General features: G+C 72.2%; 14 protein-coding genes and 1 tRNA gene. 6 read left to right on the top strand and 9 right to left on the bottom strand.

Annotation, left to right across the window (positions count from 1 at the left end; translation table 11 throughout):
* Position 1: 1 nt before the first annotated feature.
* Complete coding sequence (locus ACYVP9_RS09850) at positions 2 to 778, bottom strand: hypothetical protein (protein ID WP_460604614.1); 777 nt, start codon at positions 776 to 778, stop codon at positions 2 to 4.
* 65 nt (positions 779 to 843) lie between these two features.
* On the opposite strand from ACYVP9_RS09850, the gene ACYVP9_RS09845 reads away from it, so the two are divergent.
* Positions 844 to 917 (top strand) — tRNA-Thr (locus ACYVP9_RS09845).
* A 63-nt stretch (positions 918 to 980) separates the two neighbouring features.
* Here the strand turns inward: ACYVP9_RS09845 and ACYVP9_RS09840 are convergent.
* From ACYVP9_RS09840 to ACYVP9_RS09815, 6 genes are all read right to left on the bottom strand, one after another.
* A complete protein-coding gene (locus ACYVP9_RS09840; RefSeq protein ID WP_460604612.1) occupies positions 981 to 1,688 on the bottom strand; it encodes a collagen-like triple helix repeat-containing protein in 708 nt (235 codons plus the stop codon).
* A 74-nt stretch (positions 1,689 to 1,762) separates the two neighbouring features.
* The gene (locus ACYVP9_RS09835; protein WP_460604611.1) at positions 1,763 to 2,539 is read right to left on the bottom strand and encodes a Rossmann-fold NAD(P)-binding domain-containing protein; all 777 of its coding nucleotides are present in this window, start codon (positions 2,537 to 2,539) and stop codon (positions 1,763 to 1,765) included.
* A gap of 502 nt (positions 2,540 to 3,041) precedes the next feature.
* Positions 3,042 to 4,490, bottom strand: a complete 1,449-nt coding sequence (locus tag ACYVP9_RS09830; protein ID WP_460604610.1) for a S1C family serine protease — start codon at positions 4,488 to 4,490, stop codon at positions 3,042 to 3,044.
* Between the two features lie 77 nt (positions 4,491 to 4,567).
* Complete coding sequence (locus ACYVP9_RS09825) at positions 4,568 to 5,239, bottom strand: Rossmann-fold NAD(P)-binding domain-containing protein (protein WP_460604609.1); 672 nt, start codon at positions 5,237 to 5,239, stop codon at positions 4,568 to 4,570.
* Positions 5,240 to 5,267: 28 nt separating this feature from the next.
* Entirely contained in the window at positions 5,268 to 6,080 is an 813-nt protein-coding gene (locus ACYVP9_RS09820; RefSeq protein WP_460604608.1) for a sulfotransferase family protein, read from the bottom strand.
* Positions 6,081 to 6,196: 116 nt separating this feature from the next.
* Positions 6,197 to 8,092, bottom strand: a complete 1,896-nt coding sequence (locus ACYVP9_RS09815) for a hypothetical protein (RefSeq protein WP_460604607.1) — start codon at positions 8,090 to 8,092, stop codon at positions 6,197 to 6,199.
* Positions 8,093 to 8,265: 173 nt separating this feature from the next.
* Here ACYVP9_RS09815 and ACYVP9_RS09810 point away from each other — a divergent pair, with 173 nt between their 5' ends.
* The 4 genes from ACYVP9_RS09810 to ACYVP9_RS09795 are packed head-to-tail and all read left to right on the top strand — an operon-like array spanning position 8,266 to position 13,439.
* On the top strand, positions 8,266 to 9,687 hold the full coding sequence (locus tag ACYVP9_RS09810; protein ID WP_460604606.1) for an SDR family NAD(P)-dependent oxidoreductase: 1,422 nt from the start codon (positions 8,266 to 8,268) through the stop codon (positions 9,685 to 9,687).
* Complete coding sequence (locus ACYVP9_RS09805; protein ID WP_460604605.1) at positions 9,684 to 11,222, top strand: methyltransferase domain-containing protein; 1,539 nt, start codon at positions 9,684 to 9,686, stop codon at positions 11,220 to 11,222. The genes ACYVP9_RS09810 and ACYVP9_RS09805 overlap by 4 nt, the downstream gene beginning before the upstream one ends.
* A 13-nt stretch (positions 11,223 to 11,235) precedes the next feature.
* The gene (locus ACYVP9_RS09800) at positions 11,236 to 11,559 is read left to right on the top strand and encodes a hypothetical protein (protein WP_460604604.1); all 324 of its coding nucleotides are present in this window, start codon (positions 11,236 to 11,238) and stop codon (positions 11,557 to 11,559) included.
* Positions 11,556 to 13,439 carry a glycosyltransferase family 2 protein gene (locus tag ACYVP9_RS09795; RefSeq protein ID WP_460604603.1) on the top strand — a complete coding sequence of 628 codons (1,884 nt, stop codon included), beginning with the start codon at positions 11,556 to 11,558 and terminating at the stop codon, positions 13,437 to 13,439. The genes ACYVP9_RS09800 and ACYVP9_RS09795 overlap by 4 nt, the downstream gene beginning before the upstream one ends.
* Positions 13,440 to 13,813: 374 nt before the next feature.
* Here the strand turns inward: ACYVP9_RS09795 and ACYVP9_RS09790 are convergent, their stop codons facing one another.
* Complete coding sequence (locus ACYVP9_RS09790) at positions 13,814 to 14,506, bottom strand: IspD/TarI family cytidylyltransferase (protein WP_460604602.1); 693 nt, start codon at positions 14,504 to 14,506, stop codon at positions 13,814 to 13,816.
* Between the two features lie 24 nt (positions 14,507 to 14,530).
* Positions 14,531 to 15,313, bottom strand: a complete 783-nt coding sequence (locus tag ACYVP9_RS09785; RefSeq protein WP_460604601.1) for a Rossmann-fold NAD(P)-binding domain-containing protein — start codon at positions 15,311 to 15,313, stop codon at positions 14,531 to 14,533.
* A gap of 74 nt (positions 15,314 to 15,387) precedes the next feature.
* Here ACYVP9_RS09785 and ACYVP9_RS09780 point away from each other — a divergent pair, with 74 nt between their 5' ends.
* Complete coding sequence (locus tag ACYVP9_RS09780) at positions 15,388 to 16,140, top strand: class I SAM-dependent methyltransferase (RefSeq protein ID WP_460604600.1); 753 nt, start codon at positions 15,388 to 15,390, stop codon at positions 16,138 to 16,140.
* The last annotated feature ends 54 nt before the right edge of the window (positions 16,141 to 16,194 follow it).

Here is a 16,194-nt window from a genome sequence, read left to right as displayed (position 1 = left end):
CTCAGACGACCTCGTGGATCGACCCCGACAGCAGGAAGGCGAGGGCCTCGGCGTGCTCGGCGTGGAGCTCGTCGGCGCCGACCTCGGCGGCGACCTCGGCGTAGGCGACCAGCGCCGCGACGCGGGTGACCAGGTGCCGCTCGTCGCCGTCGGCGGCGGCTTCGTCCTCGATGCGGTCGAGTTCCGTGGCGAGCGGCAGCGCGCAACCGCTGCGGCCCAGCACCCCGCTGCGCCAGGCCGCGGTGTCGACGATGCGTTGCGCCGCGGCGGACGCCACCCCGACGAGAGCGCGGTGACGGTCGGGCTCGGGCCACGCGCGGCTGGGCGACCAGCGTCCGGCCGCTGCGATCGCCTTCAGCTCACGCGGACCGACCCGCAGCGGGTCGGCCGCGGCGTAGCGGACGGACACCACCACGGCCGCGGTCAGGCCGATGAGCACGAGAGCGCAGACCAGGGCGACGGTGCCGGCACCGGACACCAGCGCCACCACGATCACGACGAGGTCGACGAGGACCAGCAGCAGCGCCGGCAGAGCGACCCGCTTCACGACGCCGAGCCGGGGGAACTCGAGCCCGGCCGGGTCGAGCCCCGCCTCGAGACGCCGGACGGCTAGGGCGCCCGCCTCGCCGTCCAGCGGCTTGATCGGCGTCGGCGACCGGACGACGACGGGCTCAGGCGGCGCGATGCCGTCCAGGGTGGCGACGACCTGCCTGCGCGCCCGGCGCAGCCGATCGGCGGGGTGCATGGGCACCGCCGACCCCGAAGCGGAAGAGACCATCCGGACATCGTCGACCCCGCGCATGTGAGGGCGCCAGGCACCGGCACAGGTAATCTCGAGCCACTGCCGCCTTAGCTCAGCTGGCCAGAGCAACCGCCTTGTAAGCGGTTGGTCGCGGGTTCGAATCCCGCAGGCGGCTCCGGCACCCGTGCGCGCGCGACGAGGCCCACCCGTCCGGAACGGACGAGCGGGCCTCGGCCGTTCAGGTGGTGGGGACGACCGATCCCGCGATGCCGCAGCGCGAGACCTGGGGCTGCGACGTCGCGTCCGCGTCGAGGTCCACCGAGATCGTCTGCACGACGCCGTTCGAGCCGACGACGCGCAGCGAGGAGATGTACTCGTGACGCACCTGGTTCTGGGCGATGAGGTTCACCGCCTTCTCGGTCGTGAAGGTCGCCCGGTACGACACGGTGGACACGACCGTGCTGATCTCGGTCGTGGTCTGGACGATGCCCGAGACCGTGGCGGTGACACCGGCCGGCGGCTTGACGAACAGGGTGGTCGTGACCGTGGTGTCCGCCTGCGTGTCGTCGACGTCGCAGCCGAGGCTGTACACGAAGCCCTGGACGGTCGCGCCCAGCTTCGCGCCACTGCCGTCCGAGCGCAGCAACAGCTTGCGCGCACCGGGTCCTGCCGGTCCGGTCGCGCCCTTCGCGCCGGTGGCACCCTTGGCGCCGGTCGCGCCCTTGGGGCCCTGCTTGTTGATGACGATGCCGGCGAAGCCCTTCGGGCAGTGCCCGGCGGCGTTGCGCAGGGCGAGTCGGCCGCCGGCGTTGGCACAGGCCTTCACGGTCTTGACGGCGGCGCCGCTGCCGGCGGCGGCGTAGCCGACGCCTGCACCGGTCAGGGCGACGACGGTGCCGGCGGCGAGAGCGACGACGACGGCTTTGGTGGTGAACGAGGTGCGCATGAGGTCCTCCCGGAAAGGTGGTGACTGGTGTCCGGGAGCTTCGTGAGGGTGCCTTCGCGAACCCTTAAGGTTGCCTACTTGGGCGGCATCCGGATGCCGCCGTCGACGCGGACGACCTCGCCGTTCATGTAGGGGTTGGTGAGGCACTCGACGACCATGCGGGCGAGCTCGTCGGGCACGCCGAGCCGCTTCGGGAACAGCACGCTCTGGCCGAGCTTGGCCTTGAACGCCTCGGCCTCGTCACCCTCGCCGTAGATCGGGGTGTCGATCAGGCCGGGTGCGATCGTGTTGAGGCGGATGCCCGCCGCCGAGAGGTCGCGGGCGACGGGGAGGGTCATGCCGACGACCCCGCCCTTCGACGACGAATAGGCGGCCTGCCCGATCTGACCGTCGAACGCGGCCACACTGGCGACGTTGACGATCGCGCCACGGCAACCGTCCTCGTCCGGCTCCCCGCGACCCATGACGGTGGCGGCCAGGCGGGTGACGTCGAAGGTGCCGATCAGGTTGATCGCCAGGACCTTCTTGTAGGCGTCGAGGGAGTGCGCGGAGTCGTACTCGCCGTCCTTGCCGATCGTCCGTTGCGCCCAACCGATGCCGGCCGAGTTGACGACCGCGCGCAGCGGCGCGAGCTGGGCGGCCTTGTCGACGGCGGCACGGATCTCGTAGGTGTCGGTGACGTCGACGTGTGCGAACGTGCCGCCCACCTCGTCGGCCAGCGCCTGGCCTGCGCTGTCCTGCACGTCGGCGACCACCACGTGCGCGCCGAGTGCCGCCAGGCGCCGGACGACCGCCGCTCCGATACCGCTCGCGCCGCCGGTGACGAGGGCGCTCGAACCCGAGATCTCCATGAATCGGACCCTAACGGGTCGCGGCGACCGGGCCATGAGCGCGCCCGCGCGGGTCCCGTTCCTCCTGTCGGCACACCTCGGACGAGAACAATTGAGTGGGCTTCACGAGTGGGCTTCACGAGTGGGCTTCACGAGTGGGCTTCACGAGTGGGCTTCACGAGTGGGCTTCACGGGTCGGCCGCCGACGTCGAGGGACTGGCGTCGTCATGCCGCCGCCGGGCCATGAAGATCGCGCCCGGAGCCGGACGAACGCCTCGGAGTCCAGCCTGAAGGGGTCTCGTGAAGGGGTCTCGTGAAGGGGTCTCGTGAAGGGGTCTCGTGAAGGGGTCTCAATTGTTTCGACACGACCCCGTACGTGGGTCGTCGTCGGGGTGACCTGCGCGCCCGCGGACCGAGGTGGGCCGGGCCGGTTCGCCGAGGCGGCTCCGCGGTGGGGAACGCGGACGGGGCGCCCCGCAGCGCGGGACGCCCCGTCGACGAGCGTGCGCCCGGCACGGGTGGGTCAGTCGGCGGGGCCGGTGGCCAGGGTGACGGTCGCCGTGCGCTGTCGGCCCTGGGTGTCGTTCCAGGTCAACGTGACCTTCTGTCCGGGCTCGTACGCGGCGAGCCGGGTCTTGAGCGACGCGGCGTCGTTCACGGACTTGCCGCCGACGGCGGTGATGACCGAACCCGCGGTGATGCCGGCCTTGGCGGCCGGACCGTTCTCCAGCACCGAGGTGATGCCCGCGCCGTTGCCGGTGGTCGCGTCGGCGACGCCGACGCCGATGAAGGCGGGCAGACCGATGTGCACCGAGCTGGTCTCGACGCCGCGCTCGATCTGGTCGGCCAGCGTCAGCGCGTCGTCGATCGGGATCGCGTAGGCGACGGACGCCCGTCCGGTGTTGGTGCCGTTGCCGGTGGCGGCGGCGGTGTCGATGCCGACGACGTCGCCGTCGCTGTCGTACAACGGCCCGCCCGAGTCGCCGGCGACGATGGGGGCGTCGGTCTGGATCAGCCCGGTGAGCCGCTCGGAGTTGCTGCCGTCCTCGTCGGTCGCGGTGATCGTGCGCTCGAGGGCGGTGACCTTGCCGGACGCCGCGGTGAGTGTGCCGGTGCCGCCCCCGTTGCCGACACCGGTGACCGCGTCACCGACCCGGAGATCGGAGACGTCCGAGGCGTCGCCGACCCTCGCGGTCGTGAGCCCGGACGCGTTGCTCAGCTTGAGCACCGCCACGTCGTTCGCGGGCGAGGTGCCGACGACCGTCGCCCGGTACGACTTGTCGGTGGTCTCGTCCGTGACCCTGATGCTGGTGGCGCCGGAGATGACGTGGTTGTTCGTCAGCACCTCGCCGTCCGAGCTCAGGATCATGCCGGTTCCCGCCGACTGCGCGTTCTGGTAGCCGAGCGTCGAGACGATCGTGACGATGCCCTTCTGCTGCGTCGCCGTGGCCGTCGGGTTGGACGACCTGCCCGACCCGGTGCCGCCGCCCGAGCCGCCGCCGGGGAACAGGTCCGGCAGCTGGAACGTCGGCTGCTGCTGCGTCGGGTCCTGCTGCGTCGGGTCCTGCCCGCCGGCGACCGAACCGTTGCCGTCCGTCCGGTCGACCGCTCGTCCGATGCCGAACCCGGACGCGACCAGGGCGGCGGCGGCGACGACCGCGGCGGCGCCGACGAGCGTCCGCCGGCCGCGGCTCGGCCCGGTCGGCGGCTCGGCCTGCCGACCCGGCTGCGGCGGGTGGAACCGCGCGTACGGGTCGGGGTACTGCACCCACTGCCCGGCACCCGCATACGGGTCGTACCGCACCGGCGGCCAGGGCTGCGGGTAGGGCTGCGGATGAGCCTGCGGGTACGGCGGGTGCGCGGCCTGCGCGCACTGCTCGGACGGCTGCGGGCTGGTCTGGTCGTAGTGGGGAGCGGCGGGGTACGGCTGTCGCGCCGCCGCGTCGGCAGGGTTCTGGTCGGGTTCGCTCATGGATCCAGTAACCGTGCGCCTTCCAGGCGTTCTCTGAGTGAAACCGAGGTGGTTCCTGTGCCACACTTCGTCGGTTTTCAGGCGTCGCGCTCGCCGACGACGTGGCGGAACTGCGAACGGTCGGCGTGCAGGTCCCAGAGGTGTCGGGCGAGCACGTCGGGGTCCTTGTGCGGGTCACCGGCGACGATCTGCCCCGGGACGACCAGCTGGGCGACGTGGATGCCCTCGCCGGCCAGCTCGTCGTGCAGCAATCGCGCGTAGGCGGCCTGCCCGGCGAACGCGACGGACGTGCCGGTGACGGTGCGTCCGGGTGTCACCGCCGACCCGCCGTTGACGAACAGGATCGTGCCGCGCGGGCCGTCGAGGAACCGCATACCGGGCAGCACCTGGTGCACGGCGGCGACCGAGCCGTAGATCGAGAACTCGACCGGTCCGCGCAGGTCGGCCGGGGTGGTCTCGAGGACCGGCCGCATGAAGTCCTTCTGCGGCAACGGGCTGTACTGCAGCACCTCGACCGGACCGAGCGTCTCGGCGACCTGCTCGAGGGCGGCGGCGAGCGTGTCCGGCTGCCGCACGTCCGCGGTGAACCCCGCCGCCTCGACTCCGTCCGCCCGCAGCTCGGCGGCCAGCGCGTCGACCCGTCCGCGGTGGCGCGCAACCAGTCCGACCGAGAAGCCCTCCCGGCCGAACCGGCGGGCGGCCGCCGCCCCCAGGCCCCGTCCGGCGCCGATGATCGCGAGAGTCGTCATGCCGAGGTCATGCCCCGGCGCGGTGAGCTCAGTAACCCCAGCGGCGGGTCAGGTCGAGCAACTCCTCGGGGACGTCGGCCTCCTCGGGCAGCTCCTCCAGCGGTTGGATGCGGCCCGAGCGGATCGCGTCCGACCAGTCGCCGAGGCCGGCGCGGCTGTTGGTGCTGCGGTACTCGAGCATGCTCGGTTGGAAGCGGACGCCGAGGTACCGGCAGACCTCGCGCATGGTCTCGGCCGGCTGCTGCAACAGGTCCTCGTAGCGGACGGTGGGCCCCGGCAGTGCGTCGCGGGCCTCGTCGAGCCAGGTGCCGTAGTTGGTGACCGTGCGCAGGTGCGTCGCCCGGGACACGTGTTCCTGCGCGCGTTCGAGCGAGCGCAGGATCGCCGCGGGATGGCGGCGCAGGTGCAGGTAGCGGGCGTCGGGCCAGAACTCGTGAATGCGCTTCCAGATGCGGGCGTTCTGCGGCGTCTTGTCGACGATCACCCGCTTGCCGCTGCGCGTCAGGTTCAGGTGCAGCACCCGGTCCCACAGGACGTTCGCCAGCAGGTCGGTGTCGAGACCCAGCGCCTCCCACGAGTCGAGCGCGTACTGCTTGTCGGTGCCGACCGACAGCGTCATCAGGTGCATCTCGTGCGGCGCGCAGATCGCGCTGTGGCTGTTGAGGATGGACCGCAGCAGGGTCGAGCCGGAGCGCACGGGGCTGAGCAGGAACACCGGGTCGTGCACGAGGTGCAGCCCCTGGGCGTCCGGATGGAGGGCCCGGCGCACGGCGTTGCGTCGGCGGTTGACTGCGCGGCGGGCGATCCCCGCCGGCCGACGGACCTGGGCGGGGATGGCCATGGTGCTCCGAGACTCGGACGCGGATGTCCGGAAGGTGACGTGCCGGTCTCGCCTGTATACCAGTCGGGCCGCGATGCGAGATGTGGCCGGATCGGCCGGCGGACGGTCGACGCGCGTCAGTCGCGCGCCACGAGGCGGTCGACGGCGGCCCGGAAGCGCGCCAGCGCCTCGTCGCCGTAGCAGCTGACGAGCCGGTCCCGGGTCACGGCGCGGGCCGTGGCCGTCGGGTCCTCGCCGCGCGCGGCGGCCAGCACGTCGTCGAGGGTGCTCAGGTCGGGGCGCAGCACGAAGCCGCCCGCGGCGACACCGGCCCGTGTCCGGAAGGCGGCGTCCGACTCGTCGAGCACGTTGACGACGGCGTACGGCCGGTCGGCGGCCAGGAAGTCGGACGTCACGCTCGAGACGTCGCTGATCAGGACGTCGCAGTGCCGGAAGCAGTCGTACAGGTCGGGGGCGGGTTCGGTCAGCACGCGGTGACGCGGACGCTGCCGCCAGAAGTCGTCCTGCCAGCGGTCGAGCGCCACGCGGTACCCGCGGTCGGACGCCGGCCACTGCAGCGTGCGCTCCAGCGCGTCGGCCGTCGATCCGCGGCTCGGCTTCGGCGGGGCCGACGGTCCCGCGCCGGCCGCCCGCAGCAACTGGACGATCTCCCCGTGCGCCTGCCGGGTCGCGCGGTCGAGATGCCCGATGCGTGGGTGGGGGCGGTACATGACGCGCACGCCCGGCCGGGCCAGCAGGTCGCGGACCAGCGCAGGTCCGACGGTGGGCACGGACGAGTGGTCGGACGACTCGCCCCAGCCCTCCCAGGTCGGCGCGTACAGCACCGTCAGCATCGGCTCGTCGTCGGCGACCCGCGGGATCTCGGCGAGCTGCGGCCGTCCGACGTCGACGAACGCGTCGTCCGGGACGTCGACACCGGCCGCGCGGTAGCGCAGCCGGCCGGCCTCGCCTGCGACCCAGATCTCGTTGTAGACGCGGCTGAACGGGTTCGAGCTGGCGCCCTTGTCGCTGTCGCCGTGCCCGATGAACGAGCTGCGCAGTTCGGGGCGGCGCAGCAGATGCAGGTTCGAGGCGTTGTTGCCCACGAACAGCGACGCGCGCAGCCACGGCAGGGGCATGCCCAGCAGGGTGGCGGCGAGCGGGACGCACACCACCGGCACGGTGGTCGGGGGCAGCGTCCGCAGCACCTCCCGCTCGCGGACGAGCGCGATGACCGGACGGTCGAGCCGTTCGAGCACCGGCAGCCACTGCTCGAGCTGGTACTGCCATTCGGGACCGTCGCCGAAGTACACGACCGTCGTCGGGCGCAGCCGTTCGAGCTCGCGCGCGATCGCGGCGGGGACGCGTTCGCGCGGGCGGGTGCGCAGCAGCCGCAGGGTGTGGAACGTGCTCACGACGGCGGGCACGAGCGCGAGCACCGCGGCGACGAGCAGGCCGGTGACGGCGAGCACGCGGTCGCTGCCGGCCGAGCTGACGTCGGCCGCGACGACCGACGCGGCCGCGATCACCTCGACCAGCGGGGCGGCCGCGGCGCGTCCGGTGAAGGCGGTGGGCGGCGCCCCCGGCACGTCGCCGAGCCGCAGCGGCAGCCCGGTGGCGAGCACCGGCGGGCGGCGCAGGTACCCGAGCAGTTGGGCCATCGCAGCGGTGACCGCGTTGCCGAGCACGACGACCATGACTGTCGCGACGACCACGGCGGTGACGCCGTTGTACCCGAGGCGGACGGCGAGCAGCACGACCGCGACGCCCCGCAGCACCGCCCGGACCGCGAGCCCGAGCTGCAACTGGGCGAGCAGCCACACCGCGGCCGGCAGGCGCCGGTCGATGACGACCTCGCCGACGAGGACGGCGGCCGCGGCGGCGACGGTCCACCAGCGCAGCGGGACGGCCGCGAACAGCAGCAGCGCGGCGTACGCGCCGAGGAAGGCGAGCACGGAGGCGCCGATGACCGGGCCCCGTCGCAGCGGCGGGCGGGAGTCGTCGTCGGTCGACAGCTCGAACGCGAGGTTCACCACGGAACCGTCACCACCGAACCGTCACCACGGGATCGGACCCGCTCTCCCGCCAGAGGCGATCCGGGGCGATAGGGCAGAATCGCGCGGGTGCGCAGCCCTCGTCCGCCCGCTCTCGACGCGGGGGAGCCTAACAGGGTGACGCCTCCCGCCCCCGCCCGTCGGACGGGCGCATGACCCGTCCGACGCCGGACGGACGTCCGCGCACGGTTGCCGTCGTTCTCGCCGGCGGCACGGGCAGCCGCGTCGGCCTCGACCGCCCCAAGCAGCTGCTCAAGGTCGCCGGGCGCACCGTCATCGAGCACGCCGTGGCCGCGTTGCACGAGTGTCCCGAGATCGACGAGATCATCGTGATGATGACCGCCCACTTCATCCCCGAGGTCGAGCCGCTGCTGGTCGGCCGCGACGAGCTGCCGAAGGTGACCCGCGTGCTCGAGGGCGGCACCGACCGCAACGACTCCACCCGCCGCGCCCTGGCCGCCATCCCCGACGAGGACGGTTACGTGCTGATGCACGACGCGGTCCGCCCGCTGCTGCCGGCGCGCGTGGTCCGTGACTGCGTCGCCGCGCTCGGCTCGTTCGAGGCCGTCGACGTGGCGATCACGGCCGCCGACACGATCATCCGCGTCGACGACGCCGACCGCATCGTCGACATCCCCGAGCGGGCGCACCTGCGCCGCGGGCAGACGCCCCAGGCGTTCCGGCTGCGGACGATCCGCCGGGCGTACGAGCTCGCGCAGGACGACCCCGACTTCAGCGCCACCGACGACTGCGGAGTGGTGCTGCGCTACCTGCCCGACGTGCCCATCCACGTGGTCGCGGGCGCCGAGCAGAACATGAAGATCACGTACCCGATCGACGTGTTCCTCGTCGACAAGCTCTTCCAGCTGGCCTCGCACCCGCCGGGCCGTGGCCACCGCGAGCGCCTGGCCGGCAAGGTCGTCGTCGTGTTCGGCGGCAGCCACGGCATCGGCGCCGATGTCGCCGCCCTCGCCGCCGGGGCGGGCGCCACCGTGCACGCGTTCAGCCGCTCGAGCACCGGTACCCACGTCGAGCGTGCCGATTCGGTGGCCGACGCCGTCGCGCGGGTGCTCGCCACCGACGGGCGCATCGACGCCGTCGTCGTGACCGCCGGACGGTTGGTCACCGGCCCGCTCGCCCAGTTGCCGGACGAGGACGTGAGCGCCGTGCTCGACGTCAACCTCGTCGGCGCCGTCAACGTGGCCCGGGCCTGCGCGGCGCCGCTGCGCGCGACCAGTGGTCACCTGGTGCTGTTCACCTCCAGCTCGTACACCCGCGGCCGTGCCGGGTACGCGCTGTACTCGGCCACCAAGGCCGCGATCGTGAACCTCGCCCAGGCGCTGGCCGACGAGTGGTCCGACGCCGGCGTGCACGTCAACGTCGTCAACCCCGAGCGCACCCGCACGCCCATGCGCGAGCAGGCGTTCGGCGACGAGCCCGACCACATGCTGCTCGACAGCCGCACGGTCGCGGGCACCGTGCTCGACGTCATCACGTCGGCGAGCACCGGCCAGGTGGTCGACGTGCGGCGGGACAATCTGACCGCCGGCGAGATCGAGGTGGGTGAGGCGTGAGAGGCAACGTGTCCGCGACGCGGCGCGGGTTCCGCGTCCGTACCGGCGACCGTCCGGTCGGCACCGTCGACGTGTTCTTCGACGGCCACCGCATCTGGTCGGTGAAGTTGCCCGACGAGGTCGGCCGCGGCGGCAGCCGGTACGTGCGGTGGCACCGCGCGATCACCCCGCACCTGCACGGCGCGACGACCCTGTCGGTGCGCGACTCGGCCACGGGCGACGAGCTGGGCTCCGCCGAGGTGCGTTTCGACCCCGCGCGCTCCCGCGGCAAGCGGGTCGAGATGGTCGACGCCCAGGGCCGTCGGTTGACGATGGACAAGTGGAACCGGCTCGGCCCGACGTTCGAGGGCAACGAGTCGGGGGTCCAGCAGCGGTTGCTCGCCGGTTCGGTCGAACTCGCCGAGCGGATGCAGCAGTGGGGCTACCCGATCTACATCGTCGGCGGCACGCTGCTCGGTGCGTTGCGCTCGGGGGGCCTGTTGCCCCACGACGACGACGTCGATTTTGCGTACTGGTGCGACAAGTCGAACCCCGAGGACGTCACGCTCGTCAGCTTCGAGGTCGAGCGACGGCTGACGGACGCGGGGTACACGGTCGTGCGCCACAGCCACGCCCACCTCGAGCTCGTCTTCTTCGCCGCGGACGGGCGCATCGACCACTACATCGACATCTTCACCGGCTACCACTCGCCCGACGGCCTCTACAACCAGCCGTTCGCGCTGCGCGGGGACCTGCCGCTCGAGAAGTTGCTGCCGCAGTCGACGATCGAGGTCGACGGCGTGACGCTGCCGGCCCCGGCGGAGCCGTCCGCGTGGTGCGAGTTCGCTTACGGCCCCGACTGGCTGGTGCCCGACCCGTCGTTCCAGTGGAAGACGCCGCGGTCGACGCTGCGCCGCTTCGAGAACTCCTTCGGCGTCTTCAACCGGCAGCGGGTGTTCTGGGAGAAGCGCTGGCAGCAGGTCGAGGAGCGGCGACCGAGCCGTCCGGGGGAGTTCGAGGACGCCGACCGCATGCTGCGACTGCTGCCGCCGAACTCGTTCGTGGTCGACCTGGGCTGCGGGGACGGCCGGCAGGCCGAGCACCTCGCCGCCGCCGGGCACCGGGTGCTCGGCGTCGACTACAGCCTCGAGGCGCTGCGCGTCGCGCGCCGCACGCAGCCGGAGAACGTCGAGTACCGCTTCCTCAACCTCAACGACCGGCACTCGCTCGTCACGTTCGGCCTCGAGCTGATCGCGAGCGGGCAGCGGCCGTACTTCTTTGCCCGCGAGCTGCTGCAGGAGATGCCGCAGCTGGGCCGGTCCGATCTGTTCACCATGCTGCGCGGCGTGCTCGACCACTCGTCGTGCCTGCTCGCGAGCTGGGACGCCAACCCGGTCGGCCGCATCGCCGCGAACCCCGAGACCTGGCACGTCAGCGTGCCGGGTCTGCGGCGCGAGGCGTGGCGCTGGAAGCTCGGCATGACCGTGCTCGCCGACCGCGAGCGCGACACCCCCCACGGCACACGGAACACGGTGTCCGCCGTGATCTGGGTCTGAGAGCAGGGAGCACATGGCCATCAAGGCGTTCCTCACCCGGCAGGCGCAGCGGCTGGCCCCGCGCACGCTGCACAACATCCGCACGCTGTCGTCCCTCGACCAGGAGTTCGAGCAGGGACCGGCCCGCTTCATCGACTACGAGCGCGAGATCCGCGCGCTGCGTCGCGACATCGACGAGCTGCGCCGCGACAACCGGCGCGTGGCCGAGCTCTACGACGCCGTCTTCGACTGGGCGCGCACGAACGCGGCGGCGCTCGGCACCGTGCCGCCGCCGGACGGCGGCGCGCTGGTCAGGCGCATCGCCGACGAGGCCGCGCGCGGGGAACGCACCGAGTGACCTCACCGGTGCCCGGCCCGAAGGTCTCGATCGTCGTCCCCACCTACGCGCCGGGCGACCGCATCGACGGTCTCGTCCGCTCGCTCGACGAGCAGACGATGCCCGTCTCGGACTTCGAGGTGATCTTCGTCGACGACGGGTCGCCGGACGACACGTGGCAGCGGCTGCAGCGCATCCGTGACCGGCACCGCAACGTCCGCATCGAACGCATCGAGAACTCGGGCTGGCCCAGCCGTCCCCGCAACGTGGGGCTCGACCTCGCGCGCGGCGAGTACGTGCTGTTCATGGACCACGACGACCAGCTCTACCCGCGCGCCCTCGAGGCCGGGTACGCGATGGCCGCGCGGACGCACGCCGACGTGCTGAACGGCAAGGAGACGCGCACCGACCAGAGCAAGTGGGCGCTCGAGACCTACGAGGCCAACGCCGACAACGTGCTCGGCCGCACCGACGTGCACCCGCTGATCCCGACCAACCCCCACAAGCTGTTCCGGCGCGAATTCCTGCTCGAGCACGGCATCCGCTTCCCCGAGGGACGGCGGGTGCTGTGGGAGGACGTCTTCTTCAACCTCGACGTCGCCCGGCACGCGTCCGTCGTCAGCACGATGGCCGACACGCCCTTCTACCACTGGGTGCGCGACGGCGGCACGGCGTCGTCGTCCTACGGCAAGGACCTGCGCGAGTTCTGGCGCTGGGTGCGCGAGATCGTCGTGCAGACCGACGAGAAGCTCGCCGGTGACGCGTTGCGCGGCCAGTGGCGGCTCATGCTCGCCCACCAGTACCGCAGCCGCGTGCTCGCGCCGCTCGCGGCGGTGTTCCGGGCGGAGCCGGACGTGCGTGCCGATGTCCAGGACATGGTCGCCGACATCGTGGCGATGATCCCGACCGAGCTCGACGCCGTGCTGACACCGACGCAGCTCGGGCGTGCGGTGCTGCTGCGCGCGGGCCGGTGGGACCTGCTCGAACGCTACGTGCAGGTCGACGCCGGTCTCGTCGGTCTGAGCACCACCACCGCGGTCGAGTGGGACGGCGACGTCGTCCGCATCGCCGCCGAGTCGCAGTGGAGGGTGTCGGGCGACAAGCCCCTCGCGCTGCGCTTCGACGGCGACCGCGTGGTGCGCGACCTGCCCGCCGACATCGCCGCCGAGCTGCCCGACGCCGCGCTGGACATGACCGCCGCGCTCGCGGCCGCCCGCACCGGCATCGCCGTCCGCGGTCGCGACAGCGCGGTGGTGTGGATGCTGCCCGGTGCGCACGAGACGTCGATCGTCGACGTGGGCGGCCGTCCGGACGTCACCGTGACGGCGACCGCGACGCTCGACCCGCGGACCGCCGCGTTCGGACGTCCGCTGGACGAACGGACCTGGGACCTCTCCGCGCGCAACGAGCTCGTCGGCACGATCAACCAGCGCGGCCTGCGCACCCGCACCGCGTCACGCAACGCCGTGTTCGGCGGACACGTGTACGTCGTCTACCGCAACAAGTCGGGGATGCTCGCCCTCGACATCGATCAGAAGAACCGCAGCCTGATCGGGTCGGCCCCGCCGGACCTGTCGCGCGCGGTGATCCGGTCGCTGCCCGCGCCCAAGCGATCGCTGCTCGGCCGGCGCCCGTACGCGGCGTCGCTCGAGCTGCCGTTCGCCTCGCTCACGTCCCGGGAGGGCACGGTCATCCGCGGCCGCGTCACGGTCGGCGGTGGTGACCCCACCCCGGCGCGCATCGAGACCCGGGCGGACGGCGCCTGGCTGGTCGCCGAGCTGCGCGCGCCGCGGGGCACCCATCCGCTCGCGCTGGAGTTCCACGGACGTTCGGTGCCGGCGAAGATCGACGTCGTCGTCGACGCGTCCGGCGCGATGCGGCTGTCGGCTGCGGCCGACTGACCGAGGCGGTGCGCCCGGCGTCCGCGGCCGGTCCCAACCGGCGGCACTCATGACGTCCGGGCCCCGGGCCCCGACCCCGTTGTTGTTCCTCCTGACCTGCTTCCACTGCGGAGGCAGGTCAGGAGGAACGCGGAAGGGGGGTGGGCCGGGCACCCGCACGAACGGGCTCGCTCGGCCGGACGGACCCACGGGACACAGCGGGACGCCTGTCATCGGGGAGGCGAGTCGTCAGCGCCACCGGTCGTCAGCGCCGCCGGACCTCAGCGCCGCCGGTCGTCAGCGCCGCCGGTCGTCAGCGCCGCCGGTCGTCAGCGCCGCCGGTCTTCAACGCCGCCGAACCTCAGCGCCGCCGGTCGTCACGGACGCAGGACGGCTCACTCCCAGTCGGCCTGGGCCATGATCTGGTCGGCGATGAGCAGGTCCGTCCGCGTGGTGATCTTGATGTTGTAGTCCTCGGACTCGACGATCTTGACCTTGTGGCCGCAGTACTCGGCGACCAGGTCGGCGTCGTCACTCACGCGGGCGTAGCGGTCGGCGAGCGCGGCGGAGTAGGCCTTCTCGAGCAGTTCGCGGCGGAACACCTGCGGGGTCTGGCCGAGCCAGCTGCGTGAGCGGTCGGGCGAGCCCTCGATGAAGCCGTCCTCGTCGACGAGTTTGAGCTGCACGACGGTCTTGGTGCCGAGCATCGCCGCACCGTATTCGTCACCGGCCGCGAGCGCGCGGTCGATGAGCTCGGCATTGACGAACGGACGCACCCCGTCGTGCACGCAGACGAGGTCACCGGTGGTGGCCTGCAGCCCGTTCATCGCCGAGACGAAGCGTTCCTCGCCGCCGTCGACGAGCGTGACCGGCAGGCCCGCCTTCTCGATGAGGATCCGCGAGTACTCCTCGCGGTTCTCCGGACTGATCGTGACGACGACCTCGTCGATGCTCGGGTGCACGAACTCGCGCACCGTCTTCTCGAGCACGGTGACGCCGTTCATCTTCACCAGCAGCTTGTTGCCGCCGAACCGCACGCCGCGACCGGCGCAGGTGATGATCGCCGAGACCTTCCGGGAGTTGTACACGCCCGCGATCCTCGCACGCGGCCCTCAGCCGCGGCGTTCGGCGACGAATGACCGCAACGCCGCCAGCTCGGTGGCCTCGTCGTGCAGGTAGCCGTCCGGCCCGCCGTACAGGTGGGCGTGCGCGGTGCGCATGTCGCGCGTGTACATGCGCGAGAACGGCGACTCCTCGCCCGGCACCTGCTGGCCGGCGATGTCGACCCCGAACACCTCGGACGCGACGCGGTCGCTGCGCAGCGGCGGCGTGGCGATGTTCAGTGCGTCGAGGCCGTGGTCGAGGGCGACGCCGATGTCGTCCCAGAGGCGGCGCAGGTCGTAGTACTGGAACAACCCGTCCGGGCGGATGAACTCGACCCGGTAGTCGTTGAGCAGGTCGTGGACGATGCCCTTCTTCAGGTTCCGTCCGTACAGCTGCGGCAGGCGGACGGGCAGCGTCGCGAACCGCTCGGCGAGCACGCGCTCCATGTGCAGCCGGTTCGCGCCGTACGGCGTCAGGCCGTCCGGCGACAGCGGGGTGGACTCGTCCGGGGTCGTGCCGCCGGGGTAGACGCAGACGGTCGAGATGAGCACGAGCCGGTCGGTGTCGACCGAGGTCAGCACGGACAGGTACTCGTCGATCTCCGCGAGGTCGGCCGCGCCGTCGTTGTTGATGCGGTGGGAGTCGGCGCGGGCGGCGGCGGACACCACGAGGTCGTAGCGCTGCCCGCGCAGGTCGGCGATGTTCGCGGTGTTGTAGACGTCTGTGAACGGGTGCGCTGCGGCGAGATTGCTGCCCACGAACCCGGTGTGGCCGATCAGTGCCGTCCGCACCCGGTGTCTCCCTCGCATCCGTCCGACCCGACCTGGCTATCGTAGGGACGCTCACGAGCGGGAGGACGCGGAGAATGGCAGCAGCGGTCACGGCCACGATGACCCGGCACGAGTTCCTCCAGTCGCTGCACGACCAGTTGGCGCCACGGACGTACCTCGAGACCGGCATCCACAAGGGGCAGAGCATCACGCTGTCTCGCACCCCGAGCGTCGGTATCGACCCCGAGTTCGCGATCAACCGCGAGCTGTTCGCCCCGGTGCACCTCGCGCGCACGTCCAGCGACGAGTTCTTCGCGCGCAAGCGCCCGCTCGCGCAGCTGCCGCTCGACGTCGTCGACCTCGCGTTCATCGACGGCATGCACCTGGCCGAGTACGCGCTGCGCGACTACCTGGCGGTCGAGCGGTTCACCACCCCCGCCAGCGTGATCGTCTTCGACGACATGCTGCCCCGCAACGTCGACGAGGCCGCCCGTTACCGCCACACATCCGCGTGGACCGGCGACGTCTACAAGGCGGCCGAGGCGCTGCGGACGCTGCGTCCGGACCTCGTCGTCATCGAGCTCAACACGAAGCCGACCGGGCTGGTCATGGTGCTGTGCCCCGACGCGACCCGCGACGGGGTGCTGCCGGAGTACGACGAGTGGGTCGAGCAGGCCGTCAACGCCGACCCGCAGGACGTGCCCGAGGAGATCCTGACCCGCTCGCGGGCGATGAACCCGCACCGGCTGCTGGGCAGCAGCGGCTGGACCGAACTGCAGCGGCTGCGCCGCAAGCGCAAGGGCCCGACCGCCGCGCAGGTGCGGGCAGCGTTCGCGGACGTGCTCTGAGCGGTTAGGCGGTGCTGCTGTTCCGGTAGAACGGACAGCGTCGAGACGCGGCAC

It is taken from the genome of Jatrophihabitans fulvus (genome assembly GCF_054781375.1).
Note: the sequence above shows the minus strand (reverse complement) of the source record. Positions and strands in the feature narration are given on the sequence as shown.